The 25,535-nt window shown below is 70.5% G+C and carries 28 protein-coding genes; 15 read left to right on the top strand and 13 right to left on the bottom strand.

Annotated features, from left to right (window positions below; all coding sequences use genetic code 11):
• Positions 1-36: 36 nt before the first annotated feature.
• Together AB1K56_RS15510 and ilvA are read left to right on the top strand one after the other, a co-directional pair.
• Positions 37-1,227 (top strand): AI-2E family transporter, encoded by a 1,191-nt coding sequence (locus AB1K56_RS15510; protein WP_371206372.1) that lies wholly within the window; start codon positions 37-39, stop codon positions 1,225-1,227.
• Positions 1,224-2,453 carry a threonine ammonia-lyase gene (gene ilvA, locus AB1K56_RS15505; protein WP_371206371.1) on the top strand — a complete coding sequence of 410 codons (1,230 nt, stop codon included), beginning with the start codon at positions 1,224-1,226 and terminating at the stop codon, positions 2,451-2,453. The genes AB1K56_RS15510 and ilvA overlap by 4 nt, the downstream gene beginning before the upstream one ends.
• A 310-nt stretch (positions 2,454-2,763) precedes the next feature.
• On the opposite strand, the gene greA is transcribed toward ilvA, so the two are convergent.
• On the bottom strand, positions 2,764-3,255 hold the full coding sequence (gene greA / locus AB1K56_RS15500; RefSeq protein ID WP_136585237.1) for a transcription elongation factor GreA: 492 nt from the start codon (positions 3,253-3,255) through the stop codon (positions 2,764-2,766).
• Between the two features lie 106 nt (positions 3,256-3,361).
• Positions 3,362-3,757, bottom strand: a complete 396-nt coding sequence (locus tag AB1K56_RS15495; protein ID WP_371206370.1) for a DUF4307 domain-containing protein — start codon at positions 3,755-3,757, stop codon at positions 3,362-3,364.
• 67 nt (positions 3,758-3,824) lie between these two features.
• On the opposite strand from AB1K56_RS15495, the gene AB1K56_RS15490 reads away from it, so the two are divergent.
• Positions 3,825-4,100 carry a hypothetical protein gene (locus tag AB1K56_RS15490; RefSeq protein ID WP_371206369.1) on the top strand — a complete coding sequence of 92 codons (276 nt, stop codon included), beginning with the start codon at positions 3,825-3,827 and terminating at the stop codon, positions 4,098-4,100.
• Between the two features lie 97 nt (positions 4,101-4,197).
• Here AB1K56_RS15490 and AB1K56_RS15485 read toward each other — a convergent pair whose 3' ends face one another.
• Positions 4,198-4,890 (bottom strand): hemolysin III family protein, encoded by a 693-nt coding sequence (locus AB1K56_RS15485; protein ID WP_371206387.1) that lies wholly within the window; start codon positions 4,888-4,890, stop codon positions 4,198-4,200.
• A 165-nt stretch (positions 4,891-5,055) separates the two neighbouring features.
• Here AB1K56_RS15485 and AB1K56_RS15480 point away from each other — a divergent pair, with 165 nt between their 5' ends.
• Both AB1K56_RS15480 and AB1K56_RS15475 read left to right on the top strand, forming a co-directional pair.
• Positions 5,056-5,829, top strand: a complete 774-nt coding sequence (locus tag AB1K56_RS15480) for an isoprenyl transferase (RefSeq protein WP_136585822.1) — start codon at positions 5,056-5,058, stop codon at positions 5,827-5,829.
• Positions 5,830-6,078: 249 nt separating this feature from the next.
• A complete protein-coding gene (locus AB1K56_RS15475) occupies positions 6,079-7,440 on the top strand; it encodes a PhoH family protein (protein WP_371206368.1) in 1,362 nt (453 codons plus the stop codon).
• A gap of 309 nt (positions 7,441-7,749) precedes the next feature.
• On the opposite strand, the gene AB1K56_RS15470 is transcribed toward AB1K56_RS15475, so the two are convergent.
• From AB1K56_RS15470 to xseA, 7 genes are all read right to left on the bottom strand, one after another.
• Entirely contained in the window at positions 7,750-8,406 is a 657-nt protein-coding gene (locus tag AB1K56_RS15470; protein ID WP_136585240.1) for a response regulator transcription factor, read from the bottom strand.
• Positions 8,403-9,818 (bottom strand): sensor histidine kinase, encoded by a 1,416-nt coding sequence (locus tag AB1K56_RS15465; RefSeq protein ID WP_371206367.1) that lies wholly within the window; start codon positions 9,816-9,818, stop codon positions 8,403-8,405. Before AB1K56_RS15465 ends, AB1K56_RS15470 begins: the two co-directional genes overlap by 4 nt.
• 46 nt (positions 9,819-9,864) lie before the next feature.
• Positions 9,865-11,259: a class II fumarate hydratase gene (locus AB1K56_RS15460; protein ID WP_264631157.1), complete on the bottom strand. Its 1,395-nt coding sequence runs from the start codon at positions 11,257-11,259 to the stop codon at positions 9,865-9,867.
• Positions 11,260-11,350: 91 nt separating this feature from the next.
• On the bottom strand, positions 11,351-12,007 hold the full coding sequence (locus tag AB1K56_RS15455; protein WP_371206366.1) for a carbonic anhydrase: 657 nt from the start codon (positions 12,005-12,007) through the stop codon (positions 11,351-11,353).
• On the bottom strand, positions 12,004-12,636 hold the full coding sequence (locus AB1K56_RS15450) for a DUF4245 domain-containing protein (RefSeq protein WP_264631156.1): 633 nt from the start codon (positions 12,634-12,636) through the stop codon (positions 12,004-12,006). The genes AB1K56_RS15455 and AB1K56_RS15450 overlap by 4 nt, the downstream gene beginning before the upstream one ends.
• Positions 12,636-12,872 (bottom strand): exodeoxyribonuclease VII small subunit, encoded by a 237-nt coding sequence (locus AB1K56_RS15445; protein ID WP_136585244.1) that lies wholly within the window; start codon positions 12,870-12,872, stop codon positions 12,636-12,638. The genes AB1K56_RS15450 and AB1K56_RS15445 overlap by 1 nt, the downstream gene beginning before the upstream one ends.
• A 1-nt stretch (position 12,873) precedes the next feature.
• Positions 12,874-14,226: an exodeoxyribonuclease VII large subunit gene (xseA, locus tag AB1K56_RS15440; protein ID WP_371206365.1), complete on the bottom strand. Its 1,353-nt coding sequence runs from the start codon at positions 14,224-14,226 to the stop codon at positions 12,874-12,876.
• A gap of 130 nt (positions 14,227-14,356) precedes the next feature.
• Between xseA and AB1K56_RS15435 the strand changes: the two genes are divergently transcribed.
• From AB1K56_RS15435 to AB1K56_RS15415, 5 genes are read left to right on the top strand one after another with little or no spacing between them, the layout of a single operon-like run.
• Positions 14,357-15,418 carry a 4-hydroxy-3-methylbut-2-enyl diphosphate reductase gene (locus AB1K56_RS15435; protein WP_205822518.1) on the top strand — a complete coding sequence of 354 codons (1,062 nt, stop codon included), beginning with the start codon at positions 14,357-14,359 and terminating at the stop codon, positions 15,416-15,418.
• A complete protein-coding gene (locus AB1K56_RS15430; protein ID WP_371206364.1) occupies positions 15,415-15,990 on the top strand; it encodes a DUF6264 family protein in 576 nt (191 codons plus the stop codon). The genes AB1K56_RS15435 and AB1K56_RS15430 overlap by 4 nt, the downstream gene beginning before the upstream one ends.
• Positions 15,991-16,045: 55 nt before the next feature.
• On the top strand, positions 16,046-16,549 hold the full coding sequence (locus AB1K56_RS15425; RefSeq protein ID WP_371206363.1) for a sigma-70 family RNA polymerase sigma factor: 504 nt from the start codon (positions 16,046-16,048) through the stop codon (positions 16,547-16,549).
• Entirely contained in the window at positions 16,546-17,247 is a 702-nt protein-coding gene (locus AB1K56_RS15420) for an anti-sigma factor (RefSeq protein WP_371206362.1), read from the top strand. Before AB1K56_RS15425 ends, AB1K56_RS15420 begins: the two co-directional genes overlap by 4 nt.
• Before the next feature lie 30 nt (positions 17,248-17,277).
• The gene (locus AB1K56_RS15415) at positions 17,278-17,823 is read left to right on the top strand and encodes an MOSC domain-containing protein (RefSeq protein ID WP_371206361.1); all 546 of its coding nucleotides are present in this window, start codon (positions 17,278-17,280) and stop codon (positions 17,821-17,823) included.
• A 77-nt stretch (positions 17,824-17,900) separates the two neighbouring features.
• Here the strand turns inward: AB1K56_RS15415 and fbaA are convergent, their stop codons facing one another.
• Positions 17,901-18,929, bottom strand: coding sequence for a class II fructose-bisphosphate aldolase (fbaA, locus tag AB1K56_RS15410; RefSeq protein WP_264631150.1), 1,029 nt, complete (start codon positions 18,927-18,929; stop codon positions 17,901-17,903).
• A 178-nt stretch (positions 18,930-19,107) separates the two neighbouring features.
• On the opposite strand from fbaA, the gene glpX reads away from it, so the two are divergent.
• Together glpX and AB1K56_RS15400 are read left to right on the top strand one after the other, a co-directional pair.
• Positions 19,108-20,097, top strand: a complete 990-nt coding sequence (gene glpX, locus AB1K56_RS15405; RefSeq protein WP_136585251.1) for a class II fructose-bisphosphatase — start codon at positions 19,108-19,110, stop codon at positions 20,095-20,097.
• A gap of 357 nt (positions 20,098-20,454) precedes the next feature.
• Positions 20,455-20,667: a UDP-N-acetylmuramyl pentapeptide phosphotransferase gene (locus AB1K56_RS15400; protein ID WP_136585252.1), complete on the top strand. Its 213-nt coding sequence runs from the start codon at positions 20,455-20,457 to the stop codon at positions 20,665-20,667.
• A 143-nt stretch (positions 20,668-20,810) separates the two neighbouring features.
• Here AB1K56_RS15400 and AB1K56_RS15395 read toward each other — a convergent pair whose 3' ends face one another.
• Both AB1K56_RS15395 and AB1K56_RS15390 read right to left on the bottom strand, forming a co-directional pair.
• Positions 20,811-22,187 (bottom strand): DNA recombination protein RmuC, encoded by a 1,377-nt coding sequence (locus tag AB1K56_RS15395; protein WP_371206360.1) that lies wholly within the window; start codon positions 22,185-22,187, stop codon positions 20,811-20,813.
• A gap of 65 nt (positions 22,188-22,252) precedes the next feature.
• A complete protein-coding gene (locus AB1K56_RS15390; protein WP_371206359.1) occupies positions 22,253-22,846 on the bottom strand; it encodes a 3'-5' exonuclease in 594 nt (197 codons plus the stop codon).
• Between the two features lie 244 nt (positions 22,847-23,090).
• Between AB1K56_RS15390 and AB1K56_RS15385 the strand changes: the two genes are divergently transcribed.
• From AB1K56_RS15385 to AB1K56_RS15375, 3 genes are read left to right on the top strand one after another with little or no spacing between them, the layout of a single operon-like run.
• Positions 23,091-23,840 (top strand): class I SAM-dependent methyltransferase, encoded by a 750-nt coding sequence (locus tag AB1K56_RS15385; RefSeq protein WP_371206358.1) that lies wholly within the window; start codon positions 23,091-23,093, stop codon positions 23,838-23,840.
• A 40-nt stretch (positions 23,841-23,880) separates the two neighbouring features.
• Positions 23,881-24,954 carry a redox-regulated ATPase YchF gene (ychF, locus tag AB1K56_RS15380; protein ID WP_371206357.1) on the top strand — a complete coding sequence of 358 codons (1,074 nt, stop codon included), beginning with the start codon at positions 23,881-23,883 and terminating at the stop codon, positions 24,952-24,954.
• Positions 24,955-25,003: 49 nt separating this feature from the next.
• On the top strand, positions 25,004-25,519 hold the full coding sequence (locus tag AB1K56_RS15375; protein WP_371206356.1) for a hypothetical protein: 516 nt from the start codon (positions 25,004-25,006) through the stop codon (positions 25,517-25,519).
• Positions 25,520-25,535: the final 16 nt, after the last annotated feature.

The raw sequence follows: 25,535 nt of genomic DNA, 5'->3' as shown, positions 1-25,535 counted from the left end.
GCGTTCGCCGAGTGAGCGCGGCGGTAGGCTGACGGGATGAGTGGAACCGATCCCGAACCGCGCGGATCCTTCCTCGACGCCTTGAAACGGCGCACGGTTTCGAGCGATCTGCAGCCCCCCGTCCCGCCCGCCCTGCGGCAGGCCACGGCCTACGCGTGGCGGCTGCTCGTGATCGCTGCCGCCCTCGGCGTCGTGATCTTCCTCGTCATCCAGTTGAAGCTGCTCGTGGTGCCGCTGCTGGTGGCGATCCTGGTGACGGCCCTGGTCTGGCCGGGGTTCTCCTTCCTGCTGCGCCACCGCTGGCCGAAGTGGCTCGCGATCGTCGTGACGGTGCTCGGAACGATCGCGATCATCTCGGGTCTCGTGTGGCTGGCGGTGTGGCAGATCACGCGGGAGTTCGGATCGGTGCGCGAGCGCACGGTCGACGCGGTCTCGCAGTTCCGGCAGTACCTCATCGACGGACCCCTCCACCTCAGCGCCCAGCAGATCGACGACGGTCTGCGCCAGGCCGGCACCTTCCTGCAGCAGCAGGCGGAGGTGCTGTGGACCGGTGCCCTCGCGATCGGGACGACCCTGGGCCACGTCGGCACCGGAGTGCTGCTCACCCTGTTCATCCTGCTGTGCCTCCTCGCCGACGGGGGCGGGATCTGGCGGTGGACCACGCGGTTGTTCCCGCGCGTCGCGCGCCCCGCGGTCGACGGGGCCGGGCGAGCCGGATGGCGCACCGTGAAGAGCTACGCACGCACCCAGCTGCTGGTGGCCACGATCGACGCGATCGGCATCGGCCTCGGCGCGTTCCTGCTCGGCGTGCCGCTGTCGATCCCGATCGGCGTGCTGGTGTTCCTGGGTGCCTTCATCCCCTTCGTCGGCGCGGTCGCCACCGGCGCCCTGGCCGTCTTCATCGCCCTTGTCTACAACGGGCCGCTCATCGCGCTCTTCATGCTCATCGTCGTCCTGGGCGTGCAGCAGATCGAGAGCCACATCCTGCAGCCGATCCTCATGGGCTCCGCCGTCAAGGTGCACCCGCTGGCCGTCGTGCTCGTGGTCGCCGGTGGAGCGATGATCGGCGGCATCGCCGGCGCCCTCTTCGCCGTGCCGCTCGCGGCGTTCGTGAACGTCGTCGCGGTGTACCTCAGCTCGAAGGCCTGGGAGCACGAGGGCCAGGCCCTGGCATCCCGAGATCTCATCTGGCAGACCGTCCCGCGTGAGCGCGGAAGGAGATCATGAACGACACTCCCACCCTGGCCGAGTTCGAGGATGCCGCGCAGGAGCTGCGCGGCATCATCACGCGCACGCCCCTCGACGAGTCGCTGCACCTGACCGACCTGCTCGGCGTGCCCGTGAACCTGAAGCTCGAGAACCTCCAGCGCACCGGCTCGTTCAAGATCCGCGGGGCGACCTACCGGCTCTCGCGGCTGACGGCCGAGGAGCGCGCGCGCGGTGTCGTGGCGGCATCCGCCGGCAACCACGCGCAGGGCGTCGCCCTGGCGGCGCAGCAGCTCGGCATCGCCGCGACGATCTTCATGCCGCTCGGGGTCCCCGTGCCCAAGCTTCTCGCGACGCGCGGCTACGGCGCCGAGGTCATCCTCGAGGGGGCGACCGTCGAGACCCCGCTCCGCCTGGCGGCCGAGTTCGCCGAGCGCACGGGCGCCGTGCTCATCCACCCCTTCGACCACCGCGACATCGTGGTCGGCCAGGGGACGCTGGGGCTCGAGCTCGTCGAAGACATGCCCGACCTCGAGACCGTGATCGTGGGTATCGGCGGCGGCGGCCTGGCCGCCGGCGTCGCGGCGGCGGTCAAGGCGCGAGCGGCCGCCGAGGGACGCGAGATGCGCATCATCGGCGTGCAGGCGCACAACTCCGCCGCGTACCCGACGTCGCTGGCCGCGGGATACCCGATGCAGGTCGAGACGACGCCGACGATCGCCGACGGCATCGCCGTCGCCCGCCCCGGCGACCTCCCCTTCGAGCTCATCCGGCAGTACGTCGACGAGGTCGTGACCGTCACCGAGGACGACATCGCGCGTGCCCTGCTCGTGCTCCTCGAACGCGCGAAGCAGGTCGTGGAGCCCGCCGGAGCCGTCGGCGTGGCCGCGATCCTCGCCGGGAAGGTGAAGGCCAGCGGCCCGACGGTGACGATCCTCTCGGGTGGCAACATCGATCCGCTGCTGCTGCAGCGTGTCGTGGCGCACGGGCTGTCGGCATCCGGTCGATACATGTCGCTGCGCATCCCGCTTCCCGACCGCCCGGGTCAGCTGGCGCGCGTGTCGGAACTGCTCGCCCAGGTGGGGGCGAACGTGATCGAGGTTCTGCACACGCGGCACGGCCAGGGCCTGCAGATCAGCGAGGTGATCCTCCAACTGAGCGTCGAGACGCGGGGCGCGGAGCATCGCGCGCTGGTCATCAAGACGCTCGAGGATGCCGGTTTCGTGGCCACTGTCGTTCCCGACTGACGTCGGTCGCGTCGGCCCTTGCGGGAGACCTGTGCCGTCGTCGTGTCCTCCGGGATTCGCGCAGGCTCAGTTGTGCGGCCGTGATTCGGGCTGAGGTAGTGCGGATGGCTGAGGTTGTGCGGATGGCAAAGGGCGTGCGTGGGTCATATCCTCCGCGATTCGCGCAAGCTTAGTTGCGCGGCCGTGGTTCGGGCTGAGGTAGTGCGGATCGCTGAGGGTGTGCGGACCACCGCGCCGGCTCGAGCCCTGAGACGCCGCGAGCCGCCCACCCCGCGGAACTCGGGGGAGCGGCTCGCGGACGGTGCAGGGCTTACTGGCCCGAGTACGTCTCGACCTTGACGATCTCGACCGAGATCTCCTTGCCGTTCGGGGCGGTGTACGAGCCCTTGTCGCCCTCCTTGAGGCCGAGGATCGCGGCGCCGAGCGGGGAGGCCTCGCTGTAGACGTCGAGCTCGGAGTTGGCGGCGATCTCGCGGTTGCCGAGGAGGAACTTCTCCTCGCCGCCGGCGACGATCGCGGTCACGACGGTGCCGGATTCCACGACGCCGTGGCTCTCGGGCGCCTCGCCGACCTTCGCGTCCTTGAGCAGCTGCTGCAGGGTGCGGATGCGCGCCTCCTGCTTGCCCTGCTCGTCTTTGGCCGCGTGGTAGCCGCCGTTCTCCTTGAGGTCTCCCTCTTCGCGGGCGGCCTCGATGCGCTTGGCGATCTCTTCGCGACCCGTGGTCGAGAGGTGCTCGAGCTCGTTGGCCAGGCGGTCGTAGGCGTCTTGCGTGAGGAACGTCACCTGAGCGTCGTTGGACACGGTTACTCCTTCGTCGAGGCGCTGACGGCGTGCGTTGTCGGGCCGTCGGCGGGGGATATGTCGAACGCCCCGGCATCGAGCCGGGGCGCGTCGTGATCCCGCGAGTTTACGGCACCCAGCAAGCGTTGACAAAACCCGTGGTCGCCAACGACAGCGTCGGGATCTGCTCCGTGAACGCCCGCGTGTGGTCGTCGGATGCCGGGTACTCCACGACCCGCCAGCCCACGGTGCCGTGCTCCTCGTCGCGGGCTTCGAGGGCGCAGGCGACCGGTCGGCCGGTCGGCGCGGTGATCTGGAACGACGCCGTGACGGTGCGGTCGTCGACGACGGTGTATCCGGTGTCGGTCGCCGTGACGGAGTTCAGGCTGCTCGACACGGTCGTCCAGCCGAGGAAGCCGATGGCTCCGAGAGCGAAGACGCCGACGACGGACCAGCCCACGATGCGGCGCCGCGGGGAGCGCGTGCGCCCGTAACGTTCGTCGAGGTCGGCTTGCGTCGTCATGCTCTCTCCGGGCTTTAGGCTGGACTTCCAGGCTACGCGCTTCCGTCCGCCCCGAAGGACTCGACCCATGCACCCCGTGATCGTCGCCCTCGCGACAACGCCCTCCCCGGCCGTCACCCCCGACGAGTCGATCGTCACGCCCGGGCCCCTCGGATTCGCCGCGATCGCCTTCATCGGCGTGGCCGTGTTCCTGCTCGTGTGGGACATGCTGCGTCGCATCCGTCGTGGCCGGTACCGCGAAGAGGTCAACGCGGAACTGGACGCCGAGGAGCAGGCGATCGCCGCCCAGCGCGCGTCCGACATCGACGACGAAGACATCGATCCCGCCGCCCCTCGCCGCTGACAGCGGCCGAGCGGCATCCGGTAGCTCCCGGGCGTGAGTCGCCACGACGTGTCGCTTCGCGGGGGTCGGAAGCGACGAGTTCTGGCGACTCGCGCGGTCAGCCCCCGTGATACGCCGGGGCGAGGGCGATCAGCAGGCACGCCGTCCAGTGGCACAGGAAGGCGAGGACCGTGCACACGTGGAAGATCTCGTGGAAGCCGAAGTGGCCCGGCCACGGATTGGGCTTCTTGATCGCGTAGACGATCGCCCCCGCGGTGTAGAGCAGTCCGCCCACGACGACGAGGACCATCATCGCGACGTTCGCCGCGAGCAGATCGCCGAGGTACATCACCGCCGCCCATCCGAGGGCGAGGTACAGCGCGACGTACAGCCAGCGCGGGGCGTTGATCCAGAAGACGCGGAACAGGATGCCGAGGATCGCCCCGCCCCACACGATCGACAGCAGCAGCACCGTCTTGGGTGTGGGCAGCGCGAGGACCGCGAGCGGGGTGTAGGTGCCGGCGATCAGCAGGAGGATGTTCGCGTGATCGATGCGCTTGAGCACCGCGAGGGTCTTCGGCTTCCAGCGGAACCGGTGGTACAGCGCGGAGTTGCCGAAGAGGAGCATCGACGTGGCCATGAACACCGCCGCCGCCCACTTTCCCGGCGTCCCCTGCGCGAGGGCGATGAGCACGATCCCGGCGGCGATCGCGACGGGGAACGTAGCGGCGTGGATCCATCCGCGCCACGTGGGCTTGAGTTCGGCCTGCGCGCCGACCGCTCCCGCTTCGAGCAGGGGCAGCTGCGGCATCTCGGGGCCGTCTGTCGGGGTTCGCGGGCTCACTCCTCGACAGTACGTCCGGGCCCATGCCGCCGGGGGAACATGGGGGCAGCGCTCACCCTTCCCCCAGGAAGCACCACTCGGATCCGATGCGTTCCGCGGCCCTCGACGCGGTAGCGTAGGCGGGTGGCGCGCGTGTGGAGGAACGAGGGGCGGGGTCCGCTCTACCGTCTCTACATCTCACGCCTGCGGCGCCGCATGCCCGCCACCGTGCCGCATCACGTCGCCATGATGATCGACGGCAACAGGCGCTGGGCCCGTCAGCTCGGGTACGACAGCGCCGCGCACGGCCATCGGGCCGGGGCCGCCAAGATGCATGAGTTCCTGCGGTGGTGCGACGACCTCGGCATCGAGGTCGTGTCGCTGTACCTGCTGTCCAACGACAACCTCGTCAAGCGCGACAGCAAAGAACTGCAGGACCTGCTCGAGATCATCGCCGAGCTCGCGGGCGAACTCTCGCGCGAGCCGAACTGGCGCGTGCAGCACGTCGGGCGCGCCGAAGGGCTGCCGCCGGAGCTGGCGGAGGTGCTTCACGAGGCGACCGAGCGCACTCGCGGACACCGGGGCCTGCACGTCAACCTCGCGGTCGGCTACGGAGGGCGCAGCGAGATCGTGGATGCCGTCCGCTCGATCATCGTCAAGCACGACGAATCCGGGGGATCGCTCGAAGAGCTCGCCGACAGTCTCACGCCCGAGCAGATCGGCGAGCACCTCTACACCGGCGGCCAGGCTGATCCGGACCTCGTCATCCGCACGTCGGGGGAGCAGCGGCTCAGCGACTTCCTGCTCTGGCAGTCCGCGCACTCGGAGTTCTACTTCGTCGAGGCGCTCGGACCCGACCTGCGCGAGGTCGACTTCCTGCGCGCGATCCGCGACTTCGCGGCCCGCGACCGTCGCTTCGGTCAGTGACGCCGGCGCCCTCGATCGAGTGTGGCGCGGCATCCTGAGCTGAATCATCTGCTCGACGGAATCCGCGTGTTCCCGCTGTTCACGAACTCGTCATATTCGCGGCGTGTTAACGACCCGAGGCGGTGTTCGGGGGACGTACGGTGATCACATCGGACACGGAGTCCGGTCGAGTCGACCTTCGGATCGCGACTCGTGACCCACAGGTCGACTCGTGACAACCGGGTGGAACACCCGGGTCGGGAGTGGGTTGTGACTGCACGAGCACCGTACGACCAGCGTCACGTCGTCGAGAGCACCGAGTCTGAAGCGCGCGACGATCAGGCGATGCGCACATACGTCCTGGACACCTCCGTCCTGCTGAGCGATCCGCGGGCGTTCTTCCGGTTCGCCGAGAACTCCGTGGTGATCCCCGTCGTGGTGATCATGGAGCTCGAGGGCAAGCGTCACGACCCCGAGATCGGGTACTTCGCCCGGCAGGCCCTCCGCCACCTCGACGAACTGCGCATCGAGCACGGACGTCTCGACTTCCCCGTCCCCGTCGGCGACGACGGCACGCTGCGCGTCGAGCTGAACAACACCGACCCCTCGGTCCTGCCGTCCGGGATGCGGACGGGCGGGAACGACAGCCGCATCCTCGCGGTGGCCATGAACATCGCCAAGGAGGGCGCCGAGGTCACCGTGGTGTCGAAGGACCTGCCGATGCGCGTGAAGGCGGCATCCCTCGGGCTCGCGACCGAGGAGTACCTCGCCGAGCAGGCGATGGACTCCGGCTGGACGGGCATCGCCACGATCGACCTGTCGGGAGATGAGATCTCCGACCTGTACGAGACCGAGGTCGGGGTGAGCGCCGCGGTCGCGGGGCTGCCGGTGAACACGGGGCTCGTGATCCACTCGGAGCGGGGCTCGGCCCTGGGCCGCGTCACCGGCAAGGGGGAGTTCCGCCTCGTGCGCGGGGATCGCGACGCCTTCGGCCTGCACGGCCGCTCGGCCGAGCAGCGCATCGCCCTCGACCTGCTGCTCGACCCGGAGGTCGGGATCGTCTCTCTCGGCGGTCGCGCCGGCACCGGCAAGTCGGCGCTCGCACTGTGCGCCGCCCTCGAGGCCGTGCTCGAGCGTCAGCAGCAGAAGAAGATCATCGTGTTCCGGCCGCTGTTCGCCGTCGGGGGTCAGGAGCTCGGTTATCTGCCCGGCGATCAGGCGGAGAAGATGGGCCCGTGGGGTCAGGCGGTGTTCGACACCCTCGGCTCGGTCGTCTCGGGCAACGTCCTCGAGGAGGTGCTCGCGCGGGGCCTTCTCGAGGTGCTGCCGCTGACGCACATCCGCGGCCGTTCGCTGCACGACGCGTTCGTGATCGTCGACGAGGCGCAGTCGCTCGAGCGCAACGTCCTGCTGACGGTCCTCAGCCGCATCGGGCAGAACTCCCGCGTGGTGCTCACCCACGACGTGGGACAGCGAGACAACCTGCGGGTCGGACGCCACGACGGGGTCGCCTCCGTCATCGAGACGCTCAAGGGCCACGGTCTCTTCGGCCACATCACCCTGACGCGCTCGGAGCGCTCGGCGATCGCCGCCCTGGTCACGGAACTGCTCGAGGCCGGCGAACTGTCGTAACGAACGAATCGGAGGGCCGGGATGCCGACGCGTCCCGGCCCTCCGCGTGTGCGGGGCCGCGAGGCCCGGGGCACGGGACGCCCACCGCTGAGATGAGAGAGTTCTCATCTTGAACTCCCCGGGTTCTCACCATCGGGCGACAGGGTGGAGACATCGGCGAGGGAGACCTCGCCGCCGCCCACGGCGGATCCCCCAAAAGAAGATCCGTATGCGCAGGTCACCGCTCTTCGGGTGAGTCGGAAGACCACCGGCGCGATCTCTCCGAGAACCCCCGGCCGTCCCCCCGCCGGGGGTTCTCCGGGTCGGGGCTCACTCCCAGCGGTAGCCGGCTCCGCGCACGGTGACGATGTGGGCGGCGCCCACCTTCGCGCGCAGGTAGCGGACGTACACGTCGACCACGTTGCTGTTGGGGTCGAAATCCAGGCCCCAGACGCGGCTCAGCAGCTGCTCGCGCGAGAGCACCTGACCGGCGTGCCGGATGAACTCCTCGGCGAGGGCGAACTCGCGCGCGCTGAGATCGATCTCGCGGCTCCCGACCGTCGCGCGGCGGGCCAGCACGTCCAACGACACCTCGCCGTGCGCGACCGTCATCGTGCCCAGCGACACGGGCTCGCGCAGCCGCGAGCGCACGCGGGCCAGCAGCTCGTCGAACTTGAACGGCTTCGCGACGTAGTCGTTGGCGCCCGCGTCGAGGCCGTCGACCGTGTCGCGCGTGCTCGTGCGCGCGGTGAGCATGATGACCGGAAGCGTCGAGCCCTGGCCACGGAGGCTGCGCAGCACCTCGAACCCGTCGAGGGAGGGCAGGCCCACGTCGAGCAGCACGAGGTCGACGTCACCCGAGAGGGCCGTGTCGAGGGCTTCCGCGCCGTCGTCGACGATGAGGGTCTGGAAGCCGGCCGCTTCCAGACCCTTCGCGACGAAGGCGGAGATGCGCTCCTCGTCCTCGGCGATGAGGATGCGTGTCATCCGGTGGCCTCTCTCTGCATGACGACGTCCCCCGCGCGGACGGGCGTGGGCAGCGCCCCCGGCGACGGCGCCCCGGTCAACGGGATGTGGAGCGTGATGGTGGCCCCACCTCCCGGCGTGTCGCCGATCGAGCACCGACCGTCGTGGGCTTTGGCGATCGCGTCGACGATCGACAGTCCGAGCCCCGATCCGTCGACGCGCCCTCGCGTCGACAGGCGGTCGAACCGCCGGAAGACGCGGTGGCGCGCGGCCGGAGGGATGCCGGGACCGTGATCGCGCACCCAGAGGTGGGCGACGGTGTCGTCGGCGGAGCTGCCGATCTCGATCGGGGAGCCCTCGGGGGTGTACTTGGCAGCGTTGTCCGCCAATTGCAGCCAGGCCTGGACGAGACGGTCGGCGTCTCCCTCGACACGCACCCGCGCCCGCTGCGCCACGCTCCACGAGTGACCGGGGAGGGCTCCCGCCAGGCCCGCCACGCGGTCGGTGAGGGAGGCGACGTCGATCACCTCGGCGGAGAGCGCGCTGGTCTCGACGTCGGCGAGGGCGTCGATGTCGTCGACGAGACGGGTGAGCCGATCGAGCTCCGACATCCCCAGCCGCCGCGTCTCGCGCACGTCGTGGGGATCGGACGGGTCCATCATCTCGAGGTGGCCGCGGACGATCGTGATGGGGGTCTTCAGCTCGTGCCGCACGTCGTCGAGGAGCTGACGCTGCGCGTCGACCGACATCGCGAGACGGTCGAGCATCGAGTTGACCGAGGTGGTCAGGTCGGAGATCTCGTCGTTGCCGTGCGCGCGCAGCCGCGTTCCCAGGTCGTCGATCGTGATGGCATCCGTGGTGTCGCGCAGCCGGCGGAGGGGGGAGAAGAGCCTCCCCGTGACGAACCACCCGACCGCGCCCACCACCAGCAGCACCCCGAGGGCCGTGGCGGCGTACGTCACCGACGAGAGGGCGACCAGCTCCATGCGCTGGTCGATCGAGATCACCTGCACGGCGTAGCCGCCGGGGGCCGCGGCGGCGGCGTACATGACCGGACCGCGGGCGCTGTCGAGACGACCGGTCAGGCGCCCCTCCGCGAGGGAGCGGGCGAGGGATGCCACGAGACCCGCGTCGTCGGCGAGGGCGAGGCCCGGCGGTGACGGGGTCGTCGCAAGGATGCGGTCGCCGTCGATCGCGAGCGTGCCGTCGGTGCGACCGGGGATCGCGGAGGCGACGAGATCGGCCGCGGACTCGCTGCTCGTGGCGACGGTGGACACGAAGCCGTCGAGCTGCCGCTGGGCGTTCGCGAGCACGCGATCGCGCTGGACGAGGAACGTAACGCCGCCTGCCACGATCATGCCGAGAAGCACGACGCCGAGGATCGCGCCGAGGAAGCGCACCCGCGTCGAGACAGGTCTCGTCGCGGGGCTCATCCTTCGATTATGGCGCGCCTCGGCGTCGTGGGTGGTCGGTGCGGACTCAGCCCGGGTGGGTCATCGACAGCAGGTCGAGCTTGGCGTCGAGCACCTCTTCGGTGATCTCGCCGCGCTCGACGTAGCCGAGGTCGATGACGGCCTCGCGCACCGTGATGCCCTTGGCCACGGAGTGCTTGGCGATCTTGGCCGCCGCCTCGTAGCCGATGACCTTGTTCAGCGGCGTGACGATCGAGGGCGACATGCCCGCGAAGGCCTCGGCGCGGGCGACGTTGGCCTCGAGGCCGTCGATCGTCTTGTCGGCGAGGACGCGCATGGCGTTGGAGAGCAGGCGGATCGACTCCAGCAGAGCGGTGCCCATGACGGGGATCGCGACGTTCAGTTCGAACGATCCCGACGCGCCGGCCCAGGCGACGGTGGCGTCGTTGCCGATGACACGGGCGCACACCATGAGCGTCGCCTCGGGGACGACCGGGTTGACCTTGCCCGGCATGATCGAGGAGCCGGGCTGCAGGTCGGGGATGTGCAGCTCGCCGAGGCCGGTGTTCGGGCCCGAGCCCATCCAGCGGATGTCGTTGTTGATCTTGGTGAGCGACACCGCGATCGTGCGCAGGGCGCCCGAGGCCTCGACGAGACCGTCGCGGTTGGCCTGCGCCTCGAAGTGGTCCTTCGCCTCGGTGATCGGCAGCTCGGTTTCGGCGGCCAGCAGCTCGATGACCTTCTGCGGGAAGCCGAGGGGGGTGTTGATGCCCGTTCCGACGGCGGTTCCGCCGAGGGGGACCTCGCCGACGCGGGGGAGCACGGCCTGCACGCGCTCGATGCCGAGGCGCATCTGACGGGCGTAGCCGCCGAACTCCTGGCCGAGGGTGACGGGCGTGGCATCCATGAGGTGGGTGCGCCCCGACTTCACGATGCCCTTCCACGCCTCGGCCTTCGCCTCGAGAGCGACCGAGAGGTGCTCGAGGGCGGGCACGAGGTCGGTGATGAGGGCCTGGGTCACGGCGATGTGGACCGAGGTGGGGAAGACGTCGTTCGATGACTGCGAGGCGTTGACGTGGTCGTTGGGGTGGACGGTCGAACCCAGGATGCCGGTGGCGAGGGTCGCGAGAACCTCGTTCATGTTCATGTTCGACGAGGTGCCGCTGCCGGTCTGGTAGGTGTCGACCGGGAAGTGCGCGTCGTGCTGACCGGTGACGACCTCGTCGGCGGCCTGCGCGATGGCGTCGGCGATGGCCCCGTCGAGGGTGCCGAGCTCTTTGTTGGCGAGAGCCGCCGCCTTCTTGATGCGGGCCAGCGCAGCGATCTGCGTCGATTCGAGCCCCTTGCCCGAGATCGGGAAGTTCTCGACCGCGCGCTGGGTCTGCGCCGCGTACAGGGCGTTCTTGGGTACCCGCACCTCACCCATGGTGTCGTGTTCGATGCGGTACTCGGTGTCGGTCACGTCGTCGTTCCTCCGGTCTTTTCTTCGGTTCTCGTTCGCGCGGTCGTCGGATGCGCGATGGTGTGATGCGCGGTTGCGCGCTGCGCGGTCGTCAGATGCGCGGATCGTCGACGTCGCCCACGATGACGACGGGGAAGGCCTTCCCCTCGTCGAGGCGGTAGTTGGCGCCCACGACGGCCGTGCGGCCCTCGGCGACGGCCTCGCTGATCAGCTCGGACGCGCGCAGCAGATCGGCCACGGTGTGGCGGAGGTGCTCGCGTCCCACGAGTTCGGGGTCGACGCGCGCGGGCACGGTGCCGTCGACGGCGCTCTCGCGCTGCACGCGACGGACGGCCGGCACGATCGGCGCAATCTGGCGCCAGATGTAGGCGGGCAAAGTCGGTGCGTCGATGCCGGTGCTGTCGATGGCGGCTCCCACGGCGCCGCACGCGTCGTGCGCGAGCACGACGATCAGCGGGACCTCGAGCACGCCCACGGCGTACTCGAGACTGCCGATCACGGAGTCGGAGATGACCTGCCCGGCGTTGCGCACGACGAAGAGGTCGCCCAGGCCCTGGTCGAAGATGATCTCGGCGGCCAGGCGCGAGTCGGCGCAGCCGAAGAGGGCGGCGGTGGGGTGCTGCGAGCTCGCGAGCTCGGTGCGCCGCTCCACGTCCTGCCGGGGGTGGGCGGGCTCGCCGGCGACGAAGCGCTCGTTGCCTTCCACCATCTGCTGCCACACCTGACGGGGGGTCATGCGCTCGCTCACGGGACCTCTCTCAACTGTTCGATCTGGGTGGTCACGGACGCGGCCGCCAGGGCCGCGGTCTCGGGGGACGCGTCGCCGTAGACGAGCACGTAGTCCGGGCCGGCGGGAGTGGCCAGCGCGTAGTCGATGTTGCCCGTGCCCGAGGGGTTGGCGGGGCGGTACACGTTCCAGGTGATGCCGTCGATGTCGACGGTCTCGGTGCTCCGGGTGCCGTCGAGCACCTGTCCGACCCAGGCCTCGTCGGCGTCGAAGCCCTGCGCGACGCGGAGGAAGCCCGACTCGCCCGAGCGCACGTAGACCATGGTCCAGGCCTCGGTGCCTCCGACGCCCTCGGTCGTGGCCTGGTTGACGCGCCAGTCGTCGCCGAGCGCCGGCGAGAGGACCGGGCGGCCCAGGTCTGCCTCGATGTCGGCGGCGAGGGCCGGCACATCGGGAGCGGGTCGCGGAGCCGGTTCGCCGCGCGGGACGGCGGCGATCACGACGAACACCAGGGCGACCGTCACCAACAGGGCGGCGATGAGGTTGCGGAAGGTCTTGCTCGAGCGGTACCGACGCGAGGACTCGGCCTTCCGGTCGGCGGTCTCCTGAGGGGTCTCGGGGCGGCCGAGGTGCGCGACGACGCGGGCCATCAGTCGTCGTCTCCGTCGCCGCGGGCCGCGTCGAGGCGGCGCTTGGCGCCCAGCAGCCACTCCTCGCACCGGGCGTAGAGCTTCTCGCCGCGCTCCCAGAGCTCCAGCGACTGCTCGAGGGTGGGAGCGCCCTGCTCCAGTTCGGCGACGACGCGCACGAGTTCGTCGCGGGCCTGCTCGAAGGAGAGGGTGGCGACGTCGGCAGCGGAGCCGGGTGTCGCGGTCATGGCATCCATTCTAGGCGGCCCCGTCGGAGGGACCGGCGCCGGGTGCCTCGCCGTCGAACGGAGCGGTGGCGGGGGAGGAGCCGTGCGGCACGGCATCCGGCACGGCGCCCTCCGAGACCGCGGCGAGCGTGCCCTGCTCGACGGTGAGACGGAGAGCGGTGCCGGCGGGGGCGTCGGCCGCGTCGCGCAGCACGGTGCCGTCGTCCAGCTGCGCGATCGCGTAGCCGCGGGCGAGGGTCGCGAGGGGCGAGAGCGCGCGCAGGGCCGCGCTCAGCTCGCTCGTGCGACGGCGCTCGCTCTCGAGGCGCCGATCCACCACGTCGCGACCGCGGTTCGACAGCATCCACAGTTCCTGGGCGCGGGAGGTGAGCATCGCGTGCGGGGTGCGCAGCGAGGGACGCGAGCGGATCTGCTCGAGCTGCGCGATGTCGTGCACCACCCGCTGCGTCAAACGGCCGGTCAGTCGGGCGCGCAGCTGCGCCACCAGAGCGCGCTGCTCGCTCACGTCGGGCACGACGCGCTTGGCCGCGTCGGTCGGCGTCGACGCGCGGACGTCGGCGACCTCGTCGAGCAGCGGTCGATCGTTCTCGTGGCCGATCGCGCTCACGATCGGGGTGGATGCCGCGGCCACGGCGCGCAGCAGACGTTCGTCGCTGAAGCCCAGGAGCGTCTGCGGGTCGCCGCCGCCGCGCGCGATGACGATGACGTCGACCTCGGGGTCGGCGTCGAGGGCCGTCAGGGCGGCGATGGTCTCGGGCACGCACCGATCGCCCTGCACGGCGGCGTGCCGCGTGCGGAACCGCACGCGCGGCCAGCGCAGCTCGGCGTTGCGGTGGACGTCTTTCTCGGCGTCCGAGTTCTCGCCCGTGATGAGGCCGATGCACTGGGGCAGGAAGGGCAGGCGCTTCTTGCGCGCCCGGTCGAACAGGCCTTCGGAGCGCAACTGCGCGCGCAGACGCTCGAGGCGCTCGAGCTGCTCCCCGAGGCCGACGTGGCGCATCGCCGAGATCGCGAACGAGAAGTCACCCGTGCGCGGGAAGTAGTCGGCTTTGACGCATGCGACGACGTGGTCGCCGACCTTGAGGTCTTTCGGCAGGCGCGCGAGCGTGCTCGACCAGATGCGGAACGACACGGTCGACTCGGTGCCGAGGTCTTTCAGCCGCCCGAACACGTTGCCGCCGCGCCGGTTGAAGGAGGTGATCTCGCCCTCGACCCACACCGACCCCCACCTCTCGATGAAGCCGCGGATGGTGTCGTTCAGGCGCGAGACCGACGTGGGGGCGTCCGTGCGCGAATCCCGGGGGTGCACGCTGTCGGCGGGAGGGGCCTGACCGGGGACGGTCTCGGGCTGGAAGGAGGTCATGTGTGCGTGCTGTCGGCGAGAGGGACCCGACCCGCGCGGGCCGGTGGAGGGGGAGGGGTCATCGTATCCGTGCGGGTGGCGGTGGGGGAGGTTCGGCCGGTGTCCAGGGGCGCCCCGATAGAATCGAGGGGTGAGCTCACCTGCCGTCCACCTGCCCGTTCCCCGCATCCCGGGTCGTCGCGGGCGGCTCCAGGATATCCCCGTCGACGGACGCAAGAAGGTGCTGCTGGCCGCACCCCGTGGATACTGCGCGGGCGTGGACCGCGCCGTGATCGCCGTCGAGAAGGCCCTCGAGCGCTACGGTGCCCCGGTGTACGTGCGCAAGCAGATCGTGCACAACATCCACGTCGTGACCGAGCTCGAGAAGAAGGGCGCGATCTTCGTCGAAGAGGTCGACGAGGTCCCCTCCGGCGCCCACGTCGTCTTCAGCGCGCACGGCGTGTCTCCGGCGGTCGTGTCGGCGGCATCCGATCGCGGTCTGCAGGCGATCGACGCGACCTGCCCCCTCGTGACCAAGGTCCACCGCGAGGCCGTGCGCTTCGCGCGCGACGATTTCGAGATCCTGCTGATCGGCCACGAGGGTCACGAAGAGGTCGAGGGGACCGCGGGAGAGGCTCCCGAGCATGTCACCGTCGTCAACTCGCCCGACCACGCCGACACCATCGAGGTGCGCGACCCCTCCAAGGTCGTGTGGCTGTCGCAGACCACGCTCTCGGTCGACGAGACGATGGAGACCGTGCGGCGCCTGCGCGAGCGCTTCCCTCAGCTGCAGGATCCGCCCTCCGACGACATCTGCTACGCCACCCAGAACCGCCAGGTGGCGATCAAGAAGGTCGCCGTCGGCGCCGACCTCGTGATCGTCGTGGGATCGGCCAACTCCTCCAACAGCGTGCGCCTGGTCGAGGTCGCCCTCGAGCACGGGGCCAAGGCCGCCTACCGCGTCGACTACGTCGACGAGGTGAAGCAGGAATGGCTCGAGGGAGTGCAGACCGTTGGCGTAACCAGCGGTGCCTCGGTCCCCGAGGTGCTCGTGACCGAAGTGCTCGAAGAGCTCGCCGGCGCCGGGTACCGCGATGTCGAAGAGGTCCGCACCGCCGAGGAGGATCTGATCTTCTCGCTCCCCAAGGAGCTGCGTCAGGATGCCAGCGGCAAGCGCGACAGCCGTGCACTGGGCGGCCGGGGGCGCGCGTGAGCGACGACTCCCGTCCCTCGACCGAGGGGCAGGGCGCCGAGCGCCCTCGCCCGCAGTTCGGCGAGTACGCCACGGCGGAGGAGCAGCGCGCGCGCATCCAGCGCCCGGAGGTGACCGAGGCTCTCGAGGCCGGGGTCGCCCCGCAACCGGCACCCACCCCGGAGGCGCCCGCCGCGTTCTCCGTCCCCGCGACGCGGGGCGGCCGGGTGGACCGCATCGTGACGTTCGGTCTGCTCTTCTACGGGCTGTTCTCGGTCGTCACGACCATCGTGCAGCTGCTGAACTTCCCCGAGTACGCCGAGCGCGGCGCGCAGATGCTCGGCGTGACAGCGACCTTCACCAACCTGTCCGCCGGATACGTCTGGGGTGCGGCCGCGGCGTTCGTCTATGGCATCGGATGGCTGCTGACCGCGGTCTTCACCTGGCGGCGCCTCAAGAGCGGTCGTCTCGCGTTCTGGATCCCCCTGGTCGGCTTCGTCGCGACCGCGCTGGTCGCGGGCGTCTGCATCACGATGGCCCTCGTGGGCGACCAGCAGTTCATGACCGCGATCATCGACAGCGTCCCGAACTGAACCGCACGGCCCGGCATCCCGTGTCCCCTGTGAGCGAGGGAGAGGGGAAGCCGCGGTGAAGGACGAACACGCGCAGTTGACGGCGCTGTACGACGCGCATGCGGCCCCCGTCTGGCGCTACGTCGTGAGCCTGACCGGCGATCACGCCGGCGCCGACGACGTCGTGCAGGAGACCCTGCTGCGCGCGTGGCGGACGTCGCGCGTGATGAGCGACGACCCGGCGTCGCTGCGCTCGTGGATGTACACGGTCGCGCGCAACATCGTGATCGACGAGGCCCGCAGCGCCCGGCGACGGCACGAGCAACCCGTCGACGAACTCCCCGAGACGGCGCATGCCGACGACACGGATGCCATGTTCGACGCGCTCCTCGTGGAGGAGGCGCTCGCCACCCTCACCGCCGACCACCGGGCGGTGATCGTCAGCGCCTATTACGGCGGGCGCAGCGTGGCGCAGACGGCCGAGGAGCTCGGCATCCCCGCCGGCACGGTGAAGTCGCGACTGCATTACGCGGTGCGGGCATTGAGGCTCGCTCTGCAGGAGAGGGGGGTGACCCGATGAGCATCGACCACGAACGGCTCTCGAGCTGGGACGGCGCGTACGTCCTCGGCGCGCTGTCGGCCCCGGATCGCGCGGAGTACGAAGCCCACCTGGCCGTGTGCGCGGAGTGTCGGGCTGCGGTCTCCGAGATCGCGCCGACGGCGGGGCTGCTGTCACGGCTGTCGGCCGACCGTGCGAGGGGGATCGACGCGGGTGCCGGACCGGCGCCCGTGGCGGCGCCCGATCCCGCGCTGCGCGCCCGGGTCGTGGAGACCGCTCGGCGTCGTCGGCGGCGACGGGTCACGGTGTGGGCGCTCGCGGCATCCATCGCCCTGGTCGCGATCGCCGTGCCCAGCGTCGTCGCGATCGGCAGCGCGGTGCAGCCCGCGGGGACGGTGTACGCGCTGGACGACGTGGCGGGGGCGCCGCTGGAGGCCTCGGTGAAGCTGACGTCGGCCCCATGGGGCACGCGGATCGACCTCGTCTGCCAGTACACGGGCGAGGTGCTCGACGCCCCGCCCGGCGGATGGCCGTACGCCCTCGCGATCACCGACGACGAGGGATCGACGAGCGTGCTCTCGACCTGGCGCGCCGGACCGGGGTCGACGACCGAGTTGAGCGCGGGCACGGATCTGGCGGCCGCCGACATCGGCTCGGTCGAGATCCGCACGCTCGATGGGACGACGGTCGTGATGCGTCGCGAGTTCTCGACGCCCTGAGCCGGGCGCCGGACGCTCTAGCATCGACGCATGCCTCGTCTCGTCGCCGTCTGCGCCGTCCACTCCCTGCATCCGGATGCCGGTTCGGTCGGAGTGACCGCGATCGACAAGCGCGCTCTCGATGGCGCTGTGCGCGTCGGCAAGCTCGGCGTGCGCGCCGACGTGCAGGCGAGCCGCAAACATCACGGCGGCCCCGACAAGGCCGTCTACGCCTACGCGGCGGAGGACGCGGCTTTCTGGGAGCGCGAGCTCGACAGGGAGCTGCACGCGGGATGGTTCGGTGAAAACCTGCGTGTCGAGGGGCTCGACGTCAACGGCGCGCGCATCGGCGAGATCTGGCGTATCGGCGACACGGTGGAGGTCGAGGTGACGATGCCCCGCACGCCGTGCTCGACGTTCGCGCGCTGGGTGGGCGGCGCCGCCTCGCGCGGCTGGGTCAAGCGCTTCTCCGACGAGGGACGGCTGGGCGCCTACCTGCGCGTGCGACGCGCGGGGGATGTCCGCGCGGGCGACCCGATCGAGGTGGTGTCGTCGCCCGAGGGTGCGCCCACGGTCCTCGAGGTCTATCGCCGCTGAGGGCCGGCCGGCGGCATCCGGGAACGACGAACGCCCCAGCCGAGGCCGGGGCGTTCGAGGGATGACGCGAGGTCGTGTCAGCTCTGGGACTGGCCGTACGAACCGAGCTGCTTCGTGGCCTCGACCACGCGCACGGCCATGGCCGACTCGGCGACCTTGCCCCACGCGCGCGGGTCGTACTGCTTCTTGTTGCCGACCTCGCCGTCGAGCTTCAGCACGCCCTCGTAGTTCGAGAACATGTAGCCCGCGATCGAGCGCGTGAAGGCGTACTGCGTATCGGTGTCGATGTTCATCTTGACGACGCCGTTGCGGACCGCGAGGGCGATCTCTTCGTCGGTCGAGCCGCTGCCGCCGTGGAAGACCAGGTCGAGGGGCTTGGGGCCGGTGCCGAACTTCGCGGCGATGCCCTCCTGGATCTCGCCGAGCAGTTCGGGGCGGAGCTTCACACCACCGGGCTTGTACACGCCGTGCACGTTTCCGAAGGTGAGGGCCGAGATGTAGCGGCCGTTCTCGCCGAGGCCGAGGCGCTCGACGGCCTTGGTGACGTCGGCGACGGTGGTGTAGAGCGCCTCGTTGGAGCCCTCGTGCGCCACGCCGTCCTCTTCGCCGCCGACGACGCCGACCTCGATCTCGAGGATGGCGTTGATGTTCTTCAGGCGGGGGAGGAGCTCCGCGGCGATGTCGATGTTCTCGTCGAGGGGAACGGCCGAGCCGTCCCACATGTGCGACTGGAAGATCGGGTTGCGGCCGGCCTTGACCTCTTCTTCGGAGGCCTCGAGCAGCGGCAGGACGAAGCCGGGCAGCGCGTCCTTGGGGCAGTGGTCGGTGTGGAGAGCGACCGTGATGGGGTAGTTCTTGGCGACCTCGGTCACGTACTTCGCGAAGGCGAGGGCGCCGGTGGCGCGCGCCTTGACGGTGTGTCCGGCGAAGTAGTCGGCGCCACCGGTGGTGACCTGCAGGATGCCGTCGGAGCCGGCCTCGGTCAGGCCCTGGAGCACCGAGTTGATGGTCTGAGAGCTCGAGACGTTGATCGCGGGATACGCGAAGCTACCGGCCTTCGCGCGGTCCAGCATCTCGGCGTACTGCTCAGGGGAAGCGACGGGCATGGAGGTGCTCCTTGGTCGTTGTCGGGACATCGTCACTCTAGCGAAGCCGCCGGATCATGACGGTGCGGTGGCGACAGGAACCGGCCACTTCTGTCGATTCGTTAAGAAGCGCGATTCCTTCGCGCTCGCGAGGCGGAAATCCGACGGATGTGTCGACTTCGCTGGATACAGTGGGCCCATGGTGAGCCTGACTGCCGACATGAGCCCTCTGCACCCCGACCGCAACCTGGCTCTGGAGTTGGTGAGGGCGACGGAGGCGGCATCCATTCGCGCCGTTCCCTTCATCGGGCGAGGCGACAAAGAAGCGGCCGACGGCGCCGCTGTCGACGCGATGCGGGCCTTCTTCAGCACCGTCAACTTCGACGGGACGATCGTGATCGGCGAGGGCGAGAAGGACAACGCGCCCATGCTCTACAACGGTGAGCGCGTGGGCAGCGGCCGCGGTCCCCGGTGCGACGTCGCGGTGGATCCCATCGATGGCACCTCGCTCACGGCGGCGGGGCGACAGAACGCGCTCTCGGTCATCGCGGTGTCCGACCAGGGCACCATGCTCGACGCGTCGAGCGTGTTCTACATGGACAAGCTCGTCACCGGTCCCGCCGGCGTCGGCGTCGTCGACATCCGCCTCCCCATCGGCGAGAACATCCGTCTGTTGGCCAAAGCGCTGGGCAAGCCGGTCGACGAGATCGTCGTGTCGGTGCTGAACCGACCCCGCCACGAGCAGCTCATCGCCGACATCCGCGAAGCGGGCGCCGGAACACGTCTGATGAGCGACGGCGACGTGGCCGGGGGGATCAACGCGGCTCGCCACAACGCCCGCACCGACATGTGCGTCGGCATCGGCGGCAGCCCCGAGGGGATCGTCACGGCCTGCGCGATCAAGGCGCTCGGCGGGCACATCCAGGGCGTGCTCGCTCCCCGCACCGACGACGAGAAGCAGAAGGGCCTGGATGCCGGGCTCAAGGTCGACGGCACGGTGTACGAGGCCGACGACCTGGTCACGGGCAAGAACACGATCTTCGTCGCGACCGGAGTGACCGACGGTCAGCTCGTTCAGGGCGTGCGCCGCGACGGCGACTTCATCTACACGGAGAGCGTCGTGCTGCGCGGAGCCTCGGGCACGCTGCGGCGCATCTCGTCGGAGCACCTCACGTCGAAGTGGCTGTGAGCCTGAGCCGCTGAGGCGTCGGTGTCGCGGGCTCGCGGGGCGCTGCGGGCGTCGGGGTGCTGCGGGGCACTGCGGGCGCGGTGCGGTGTGCTGCGGGCGTGGCGCGGTGTGCTGCGGGCGTGGCGCGGCGGGGCCCGGGGCGGCGAGGCTGCGGGTGGGTGACATCTCGGTGGCGGGGTGGCGCCGTTTCGTCCGTGGCGTGCAGTCTCGGCGGTCGGGTCGGCGCGGCCGACGTGCAGATACAGCCGGGCGTGTCGTGACGCAAGCGTGACCGGCCCCTCGGACCTCGTCTGGCAGAATCTCTAGGAGTGTCAACGGCGACGCTGTGTTCTTCCGAGACCCGAAGGGGGATCGTCCATGGCAACAGCTCCGACGAATCAGACCGCACCTCAGACAGGTGCGCAGGCGGTCATCGCCAGCGCCGTCGACCCCGCTCGACGCCCCGACGTCCTGCTGCGCGTACGCCGCGACGAGGGCCACGAGGTCAGCGCGTGGTGGATGATTGGCGCGTTCGTGGGCGTGTCCGCGGCCGTGGTGAGCCTGCTCAGTTGGGTGCCTGGCGGGTCCTGAGCCTTCCGTTTCTCGAACCGGGTCGATCTGTCAGGGTCGGCCCGTTTTTGCGTTCGCGCGTGATGTTGCGGGTGGGCGGGCGTGGCGGGACAAGGCCTTCCCGGCGTCTGGGACGAACGCCGGTTCCCTGCGCCTCCGGGTGATCACACGTCGGAGTGAGTGGTCGGGTTCTCCGGAAGGCCCGCCCGGGCGCGGACACTGCCGAGGTCGGCGTAGCCGGGCGTCGCGTGGACCTCGCCGGGCGCGGCGGGCGCAGCGGGGGCGTCGGCGATCGGCGGGGCGTCGGTGATTGGCGGGGCGTCGATGTCGAGCATCTCGGGTGCCGTCCACCGACGGGGCGTGGCGTCGAGCGCCGGAGGAGCGTTCACGGAGTCGAGCTTGGTCTCGTCGATGCCGGGGAACTTCCGGGCCGTGACGAGGACTCGGGACTCGAGCGAACCGGCGAACTTGTTGTAGCTGTCGACCGTCTTCTCGATCGCGCGTCGCAGATCGTTGGCGTGGGTGGCGAGGACCCCCACGCGGTCGTACAGTTCGGTCCCCAGCGCGAAGAGCGTGCGCGCTTCGTCGGAGACGTCTTGCTGGGTCCACGTGAACGCGACGGTCTTGAGCACGGCCCAGAGGTTGACCGGGGAGGCGAGGGCCACGCGTCGGGTGAAGGCGTACTCGAGCAGGGTGGGGTCTTCGTCGAGGGCGGACGCGAGGAGCGATTCGCTGGGCAGGAAGCAGACCACGAACTCGGGGCTGGTCGTGAGTCCCGCCCAATAGGCCTTCTTCGCCAGGGCATCCACGTGGGCTCGGACCGCGCGGGCGTGCTTGCTCATCAGCGCGGCGCGTCGAGCCCCCTCGTCTCCATGGGCCGTCACCGCGATCGCGCTGGCCTGCAGGTACGACTCGAGGGGGACCTTGGCATCCACCGCGAGGGCCTTGCCGCCGGGCAGGCGCACCACCATGTCGGGACGACCCGCTCCGGCGTCGCTGGAGATCGCGGTCTGCAGATCGAAATCGACGTACCGCGTGAGTCCCGCCGCCTCGACCACCCGCCGAAGCTGAGTTTCACCCCACACGCCGCGGGTGGTGCCCGAGCGCATGGCGGAGGCGAGCGACTCGGTGGTCGCGCGCAGCGCCTCGTCGGCTTCGCGGGACAGGCGCAGCTGCTCGCCGAGAGCGGAGTACTGCTCGATGCGGTCGCGCTCGAGCCCGTCGACCTTGCGCTGCATCGCGTCGAGCGTCTCGCGGACGGGGTCGAGCGCGCGGAGCACCGTCTGCTCACGACGCTCACGTTCTTCGCGTGCGGCCTGGTCGGCGCGGGACTGACCGACGAGCTCTCGGTACATCGCGCCCTGTCGATCGAGCTGCTGCCGCAGACCGTCGCGCTCGGTCTCGGCCGCGGCGACGCGCGCGCCGAGGTCGTTCTGCGCGGCGGCGTGCCGTGCGGCGGCACGGGCGCCCCCGACGAACCACCCGCCGGCGACGCCGAGCGCGAGGGCGAGGATCACAAGGATCAGGGTGACGGCATCCATGGGGTCAGCTTGCTACAGACCTCCGACATCGCCGGAAAGACGGGCCGTGCGGGACCGGGACGCGCTCAGGCGACGGCGCGTTCGGCCGGCTCGGCGGCGATCTGCGAGATGCGGACGCCCAGGTGGGCGGCGAGGCCCTGCACATCGTCGACCCCGGCGCGTCGGGCGCAGTCGATGGTGATCTCGGCGCAGGCGACGGCGTCGGCGAGGGCGTCGTGGTGGGCGAAGGGAGAGCAGCCGGCCTCCGCCGCGACGAGCGGCAGCCGGTAGGAGTCGAGCGTGTAAGTCTTGCGTGACATCTGCACACTGCAGAGGTAGCGGTACGGGGGACAGTCCTCGCCGGTCGCGGCGCAGGCGCGACGCAGCACCGACATGTCGAACCCGGCGTTGTGCGCGACGAGCACGTCCGAGCCGGCGAACGCCGTGAGCCGCTCGAGCTGGGCGCTCCAGGACGGGGCGTCCGCGACATGGGCGGGCTCGATGCCGTGGATGCCGATGTTGATCGGCGCGAAGTGGTCGTGCCCGGGCGGCGGCTTGATCAGCCAGGCCGCGGTCGCGACGACCCGACCGCCTCGCACGCGCGCCAGCCCGACGGCACACGCGGACGCACCACTGGAGTTCGCCGTTTCGAAGTCGATCGCGGTGAAATCCAGTGCCACGTCTTCACCCTGCGCCGTGGGACGGGCGTCGCCCGGGAGGCGCGCCGAGGTCCGCCCTCCCCGGTGGAGGGGTCGACGGGCACCGTCGCGCGGAGTTCACCGGCGACACGCCGGCGTTCGGCCTCCGGCATCGGCGCGTCGAGCACCGACTCCGCGCGACGGCTCCCGCGCCGTGGGAAACGCCACCGAAGGCGGGTCCGATCGCCCTGCGGCGGTGTCGGAGGGGCGGCGTAGGGTCGGGGGCATGGCTCGCAGTGAGAAGTCGACGTCGTTCGGGCAGGCGGCATCCGCCTACGAGTCGGGGCGTCCGGGCTACCCGGCCGACGCCGTGGCCTGGCTCCTGGAGCCCGTCCGCGAAGAGGGGCGCGCCCTGCGCGTGGCCGACGTGGGGGCGGGAACGGGCAAGCTCACGCGCACGGTCGTCGAGCTGGGCGCCGACCTGGTGGCCGTGGATCCGGATGCCGACATGCTCGCCGCCCTGCGAGAAGCGGTGCGCGGTGTGCCCACGTTCGCGGGTACCGCCGAGCACCTGCCGCTGCCCGACGCCGGTCTCGACGCGGTCGTCCTGGGGCAGGCCTGGCACTGGGTCGACGTCGAGGCGGCCTCGCGCGAAGTCGGCCGCGTGCTGCGCAGCGGCGGTTCGCTGGGCCTCATCTGGAACATCCGCGACGACGCCGTCGACTGGGTCCGACGTCTCACCGCGGCCATGGGCGGATCGAACGCCGAGGTGCTGCTCGCCACCACCGGTCCGCGCGTCGCCGAGCCGTTCGGGCCGCTCGAGCATCGCGAATGGAGGTGGGAGCGCCACCTCACCCTCCCCGTCCTGCGCGAGCTGGTGTCCTCGCGCAGCGACATCATCACGGCCGACCCCTCGACGCGTGAGCGCATCGACGCGGCCGTCGACGAGGTCGTGGCATCCGTCCCCGGACTGGCCGACGGGGGCACTGTGGCGTTACCGTACGTCACCCACGCGTTCCGCGCACGCAGGCCCTGACGCAGGTGGGCGCGGCCCGAGCCGGGTAACCTGGACTCCCGTGGCTCTTACCATCGGAATCGTCGGCCTTCCCAACGTGGGAAAGTCCACCCTCTTCAACGCCCTGACCAAGAACTCGGTGCTCGCCGCGAACTACCCGTTCGCAACGATCGAGCCCAACGTCGGGGTCGTGAACCTTCCCGATGCGCGCCTGCAGCAGCTCGCGGACGTGTTCCAGAGCGAGCGGCTCGTGCCCGCCGCGGTGTCGTTCGTCGACATCGCCGGCATCGTCCGCGGGGCGAGCGAGGGCGAGGGCCTCGGCAACCAGTTCCTCGCGAACATCCGTGAAGCGGATGCCATCGCCCAGGTCGTCCGCGGATTCGCCGACGACGACGTGGTCCACGTCGACGGAGCGGTGAACCCCGCGAGCGACATGGAGACCATCAACGCCGAGCTCCAGCTCGCCGACCTCCAGACCCTCGAGAAGGCGATCACCCGGTACGAGAAGGAGGTCAAGGGCAAAAAGCTCGACCCCTCGGTGCTCGACGCCGCGAAGGCTGCCCAGGACGCGCTGCAGCGCGGCGTGCTGCTCTCGGCATCCGGTCTCGACCTCTCGCCGATCCGCGAGCTCGGCCTGCTGACCGCGAAGCCCTTCATCTTCGTCTTCAACGTCGACGAGGCCGTGCTCACGGATCAGGCCAAGAAGGATGAGCTCGCAGCCCTGGTCGCCCCCGCGAAGGCCGTCTTCCTGGATGCCAAGATCGAGTCCGAACTGATCGACCTCGACCCCGAGGACGCCGCCGAACTGCTGGCCTCCACCGGGCAGGACGAGTCGGGCCTCGACCAGCTCGCCCGCATCGGCTTCGACACCCTCGGTCTGCAGACCTACCTCACGGCCGGCCCCAAGGAAGCCCGCGCGTGGACGATCCCGCAGGGTGCGAAGGCGCCGCAGGCGGCCGGTGTCATCCACACCGACTTCGAGAAGGGCTTCATCAAGGCCGAGGTCATCTCGTTCGCCGACCTCCTCGAGCTCGGATCGGTCGCCGAGGCCCGCGCCAAGGGCAAGGCCCGCCTCGAGGGCAAGGATTACGTCATGCAGGATGGCGACGTGGTCGAGTTCCGCTTCAACAACTGAGGCTCGCGCGACGCACGGAATGGCACGATCGTTGACTCCCCGAGAGACCATGATCGCGCGCTACGACCCGGCCGCGCGGGCGGCGGTGGAACGCACCCTGCGGAAGCTCGTGCGCGGGCAGGGCGTCGCAGCCTTGGCTCTCGCGGCGCTGTGGGGACTCGTCACGCTGCTGCCGATCGTGGTCGTGGCCGCGGACGGACGAGGGGGCGCCGCACTTCTGCTCGTCCTGCCGCTGGCGGTCCCCCTCGCGATCGGCGTGTTCGGGGTGCGTCAGCTGCGGCGACGGCCGCGGATGCCGGACTTCGCGGTCGCGATCACTCCCACGACGGTGGAGTTCCCCGCCCTCGAACGACCGTCGGGTCTCGCTCCGCGGGTGCGCGCCGAGGAGTGGCCCCGCGAGGGTACGCGTGCCGAGATCCGCGCGGCATCCGGTCTGCTGTCGACGTCCCTCGTCGTGTTCACGCGGCACGACGGGCGCCGGCGGCGGCGTCGCACCGTCTCCGCGGAGAACCTGGACATTGATCCGCGGCTCATCGTCGACGCGCTCGGAGGGCCCTCCGCCTAGCCGCGGTTCTCTAGGG

This window comes from Microbacterium sp. BWR-S6Y, assembly GCF_041379845.1.
Lineage (GTDB): Bacteria > Actinomycetota > Actinomycetes > Actinomycetales > Microbacteriaceae > Microbacterium > Microbacterium hydrothermale.
This window is presented reverse-complemented; position numbering and strand designations above follow the sequence as displayed.

Coding starts and splice junctions, on each gene's coding strand:
- AB1K56_RS15495 (WP_371206370.1), bottom strand. CDS start 3,757: ATGACGACGCAAGCCGACCTCGACGAACGTTACGGGCGCACGCGCTCC.
- AB1K56_RS15375 (WP_371206356.1), top strand. CDS start 25,004: ATGATCGCGCGCTACGACCCGGCCGCGCGGGCGGCGGTGGAACGCACC.
- AB1K56_RS15465 (WP_371206367.1), bottom strand. CDS start 9,818: ATGAGCCCCGCGACGAGACCTGTCTCGACGCGGGTGCGCTTCCTCGGC.
- AB1K56_RS15490 (WP_371206369.1), top strand. CDS start 3,825: ATGCACCCCGTGATCGTCGCCCTCGCGACAACGCCCTCCCCGGCCGTC.
- AB1K56_RS15450 (WP_264631156.1), bottom strand. CDS start 12,636: ATGGCCCGCGTCGTCGCGCACCTCGGCCGCCCCGAGACCCCTCAGGAG.
- AB1K56_RS15445 (WP_136585244.1), bottom strand. CDS start 12,872: ATGGATGCCATGACCGCGACACCCGGCTCCGCTGCCGACGTCGCCACC.
- AB1K56_RS15415 (WP_371206361.1), top strand. CDS start 17,278: ATGCCTCGTCTCGTCGCCGTCTGCGCCGTCCACTCCCTGCATCCGGAT.
- AB1K56_RS15510 (WP_371206372.1), top strand. CDS start 37: ATGAGTGGAACCGATCCCGAACCGCGCGGATCCTTCCTCGACGCCTTG.
- ilvA (WP_371206371.1), top strand. CDS start 1,224: ATGAACGACACTCCCACCCTGGCCGAGTTCGAGGATGCCGCGCAGGAG.
- glpX (WP_136585251.1), top strand. CDS start 19,108: ATGGTGAGCCTGACTGCCGACATGAGCCCTCTGCACCCCGACCGCAAC.
- AB1K56_RS15385 (WP_371206358.1), top strand. CDS start 23,091: ATGGCTCGCAGTGAGAAGTCGACGTCGTTCGGGCAGGCGGCATCCGCC.
- AB1K56_RS15395 (WP_371206360.1), bottom strand. CDS start 22,187: ATGGATGCCGTCACCCTGATCCTTGTGATCCTCGCCCTCGCGCTCGGC.
- fbaA (WP_264631150.1), bottom strand. CDS start 18,929: ATGCCCGTCGCTTCCCCTGAGCAGTACGCCGAGATGCTGGACCGCGCG.
- AB1K56_RS15470 (WP_136585240.1), bottom strand. CDS start 8,406: ATGACACGCATCCTCATCGCCGAGGACGAGGAGCGCATCTCCGCCTTC.
- AB1K56_RS15485 (WP_371206387.1), bottom strand. CDS start 4,890: ATGCCGCAGCTGCCCCTGCTCGAAGCGGGAGCGGTCGGCGCGCAGGCC.
- AB1K56_RS15400 (WP_136585252.1), top strand. CDS start 20,455: ATGGCAACAGCTCCGACGAATCAGACCGCACCTCAGACAGGTGCGCAG.
- AB1K56_RS15420 (WP_371206362.1), top strand. CDS start 16,546: ATGAGCATCGACCACGAACGGCTCTCGAGCTGGGACGGCGCGTACGTC.
- xseA (WP_371206365.1), bottom strand. CDS start 14,226: ATGACCTCCTTCCAGCCCGAGACCGTCCCCGGTCAGGCCCCTCCCGCC.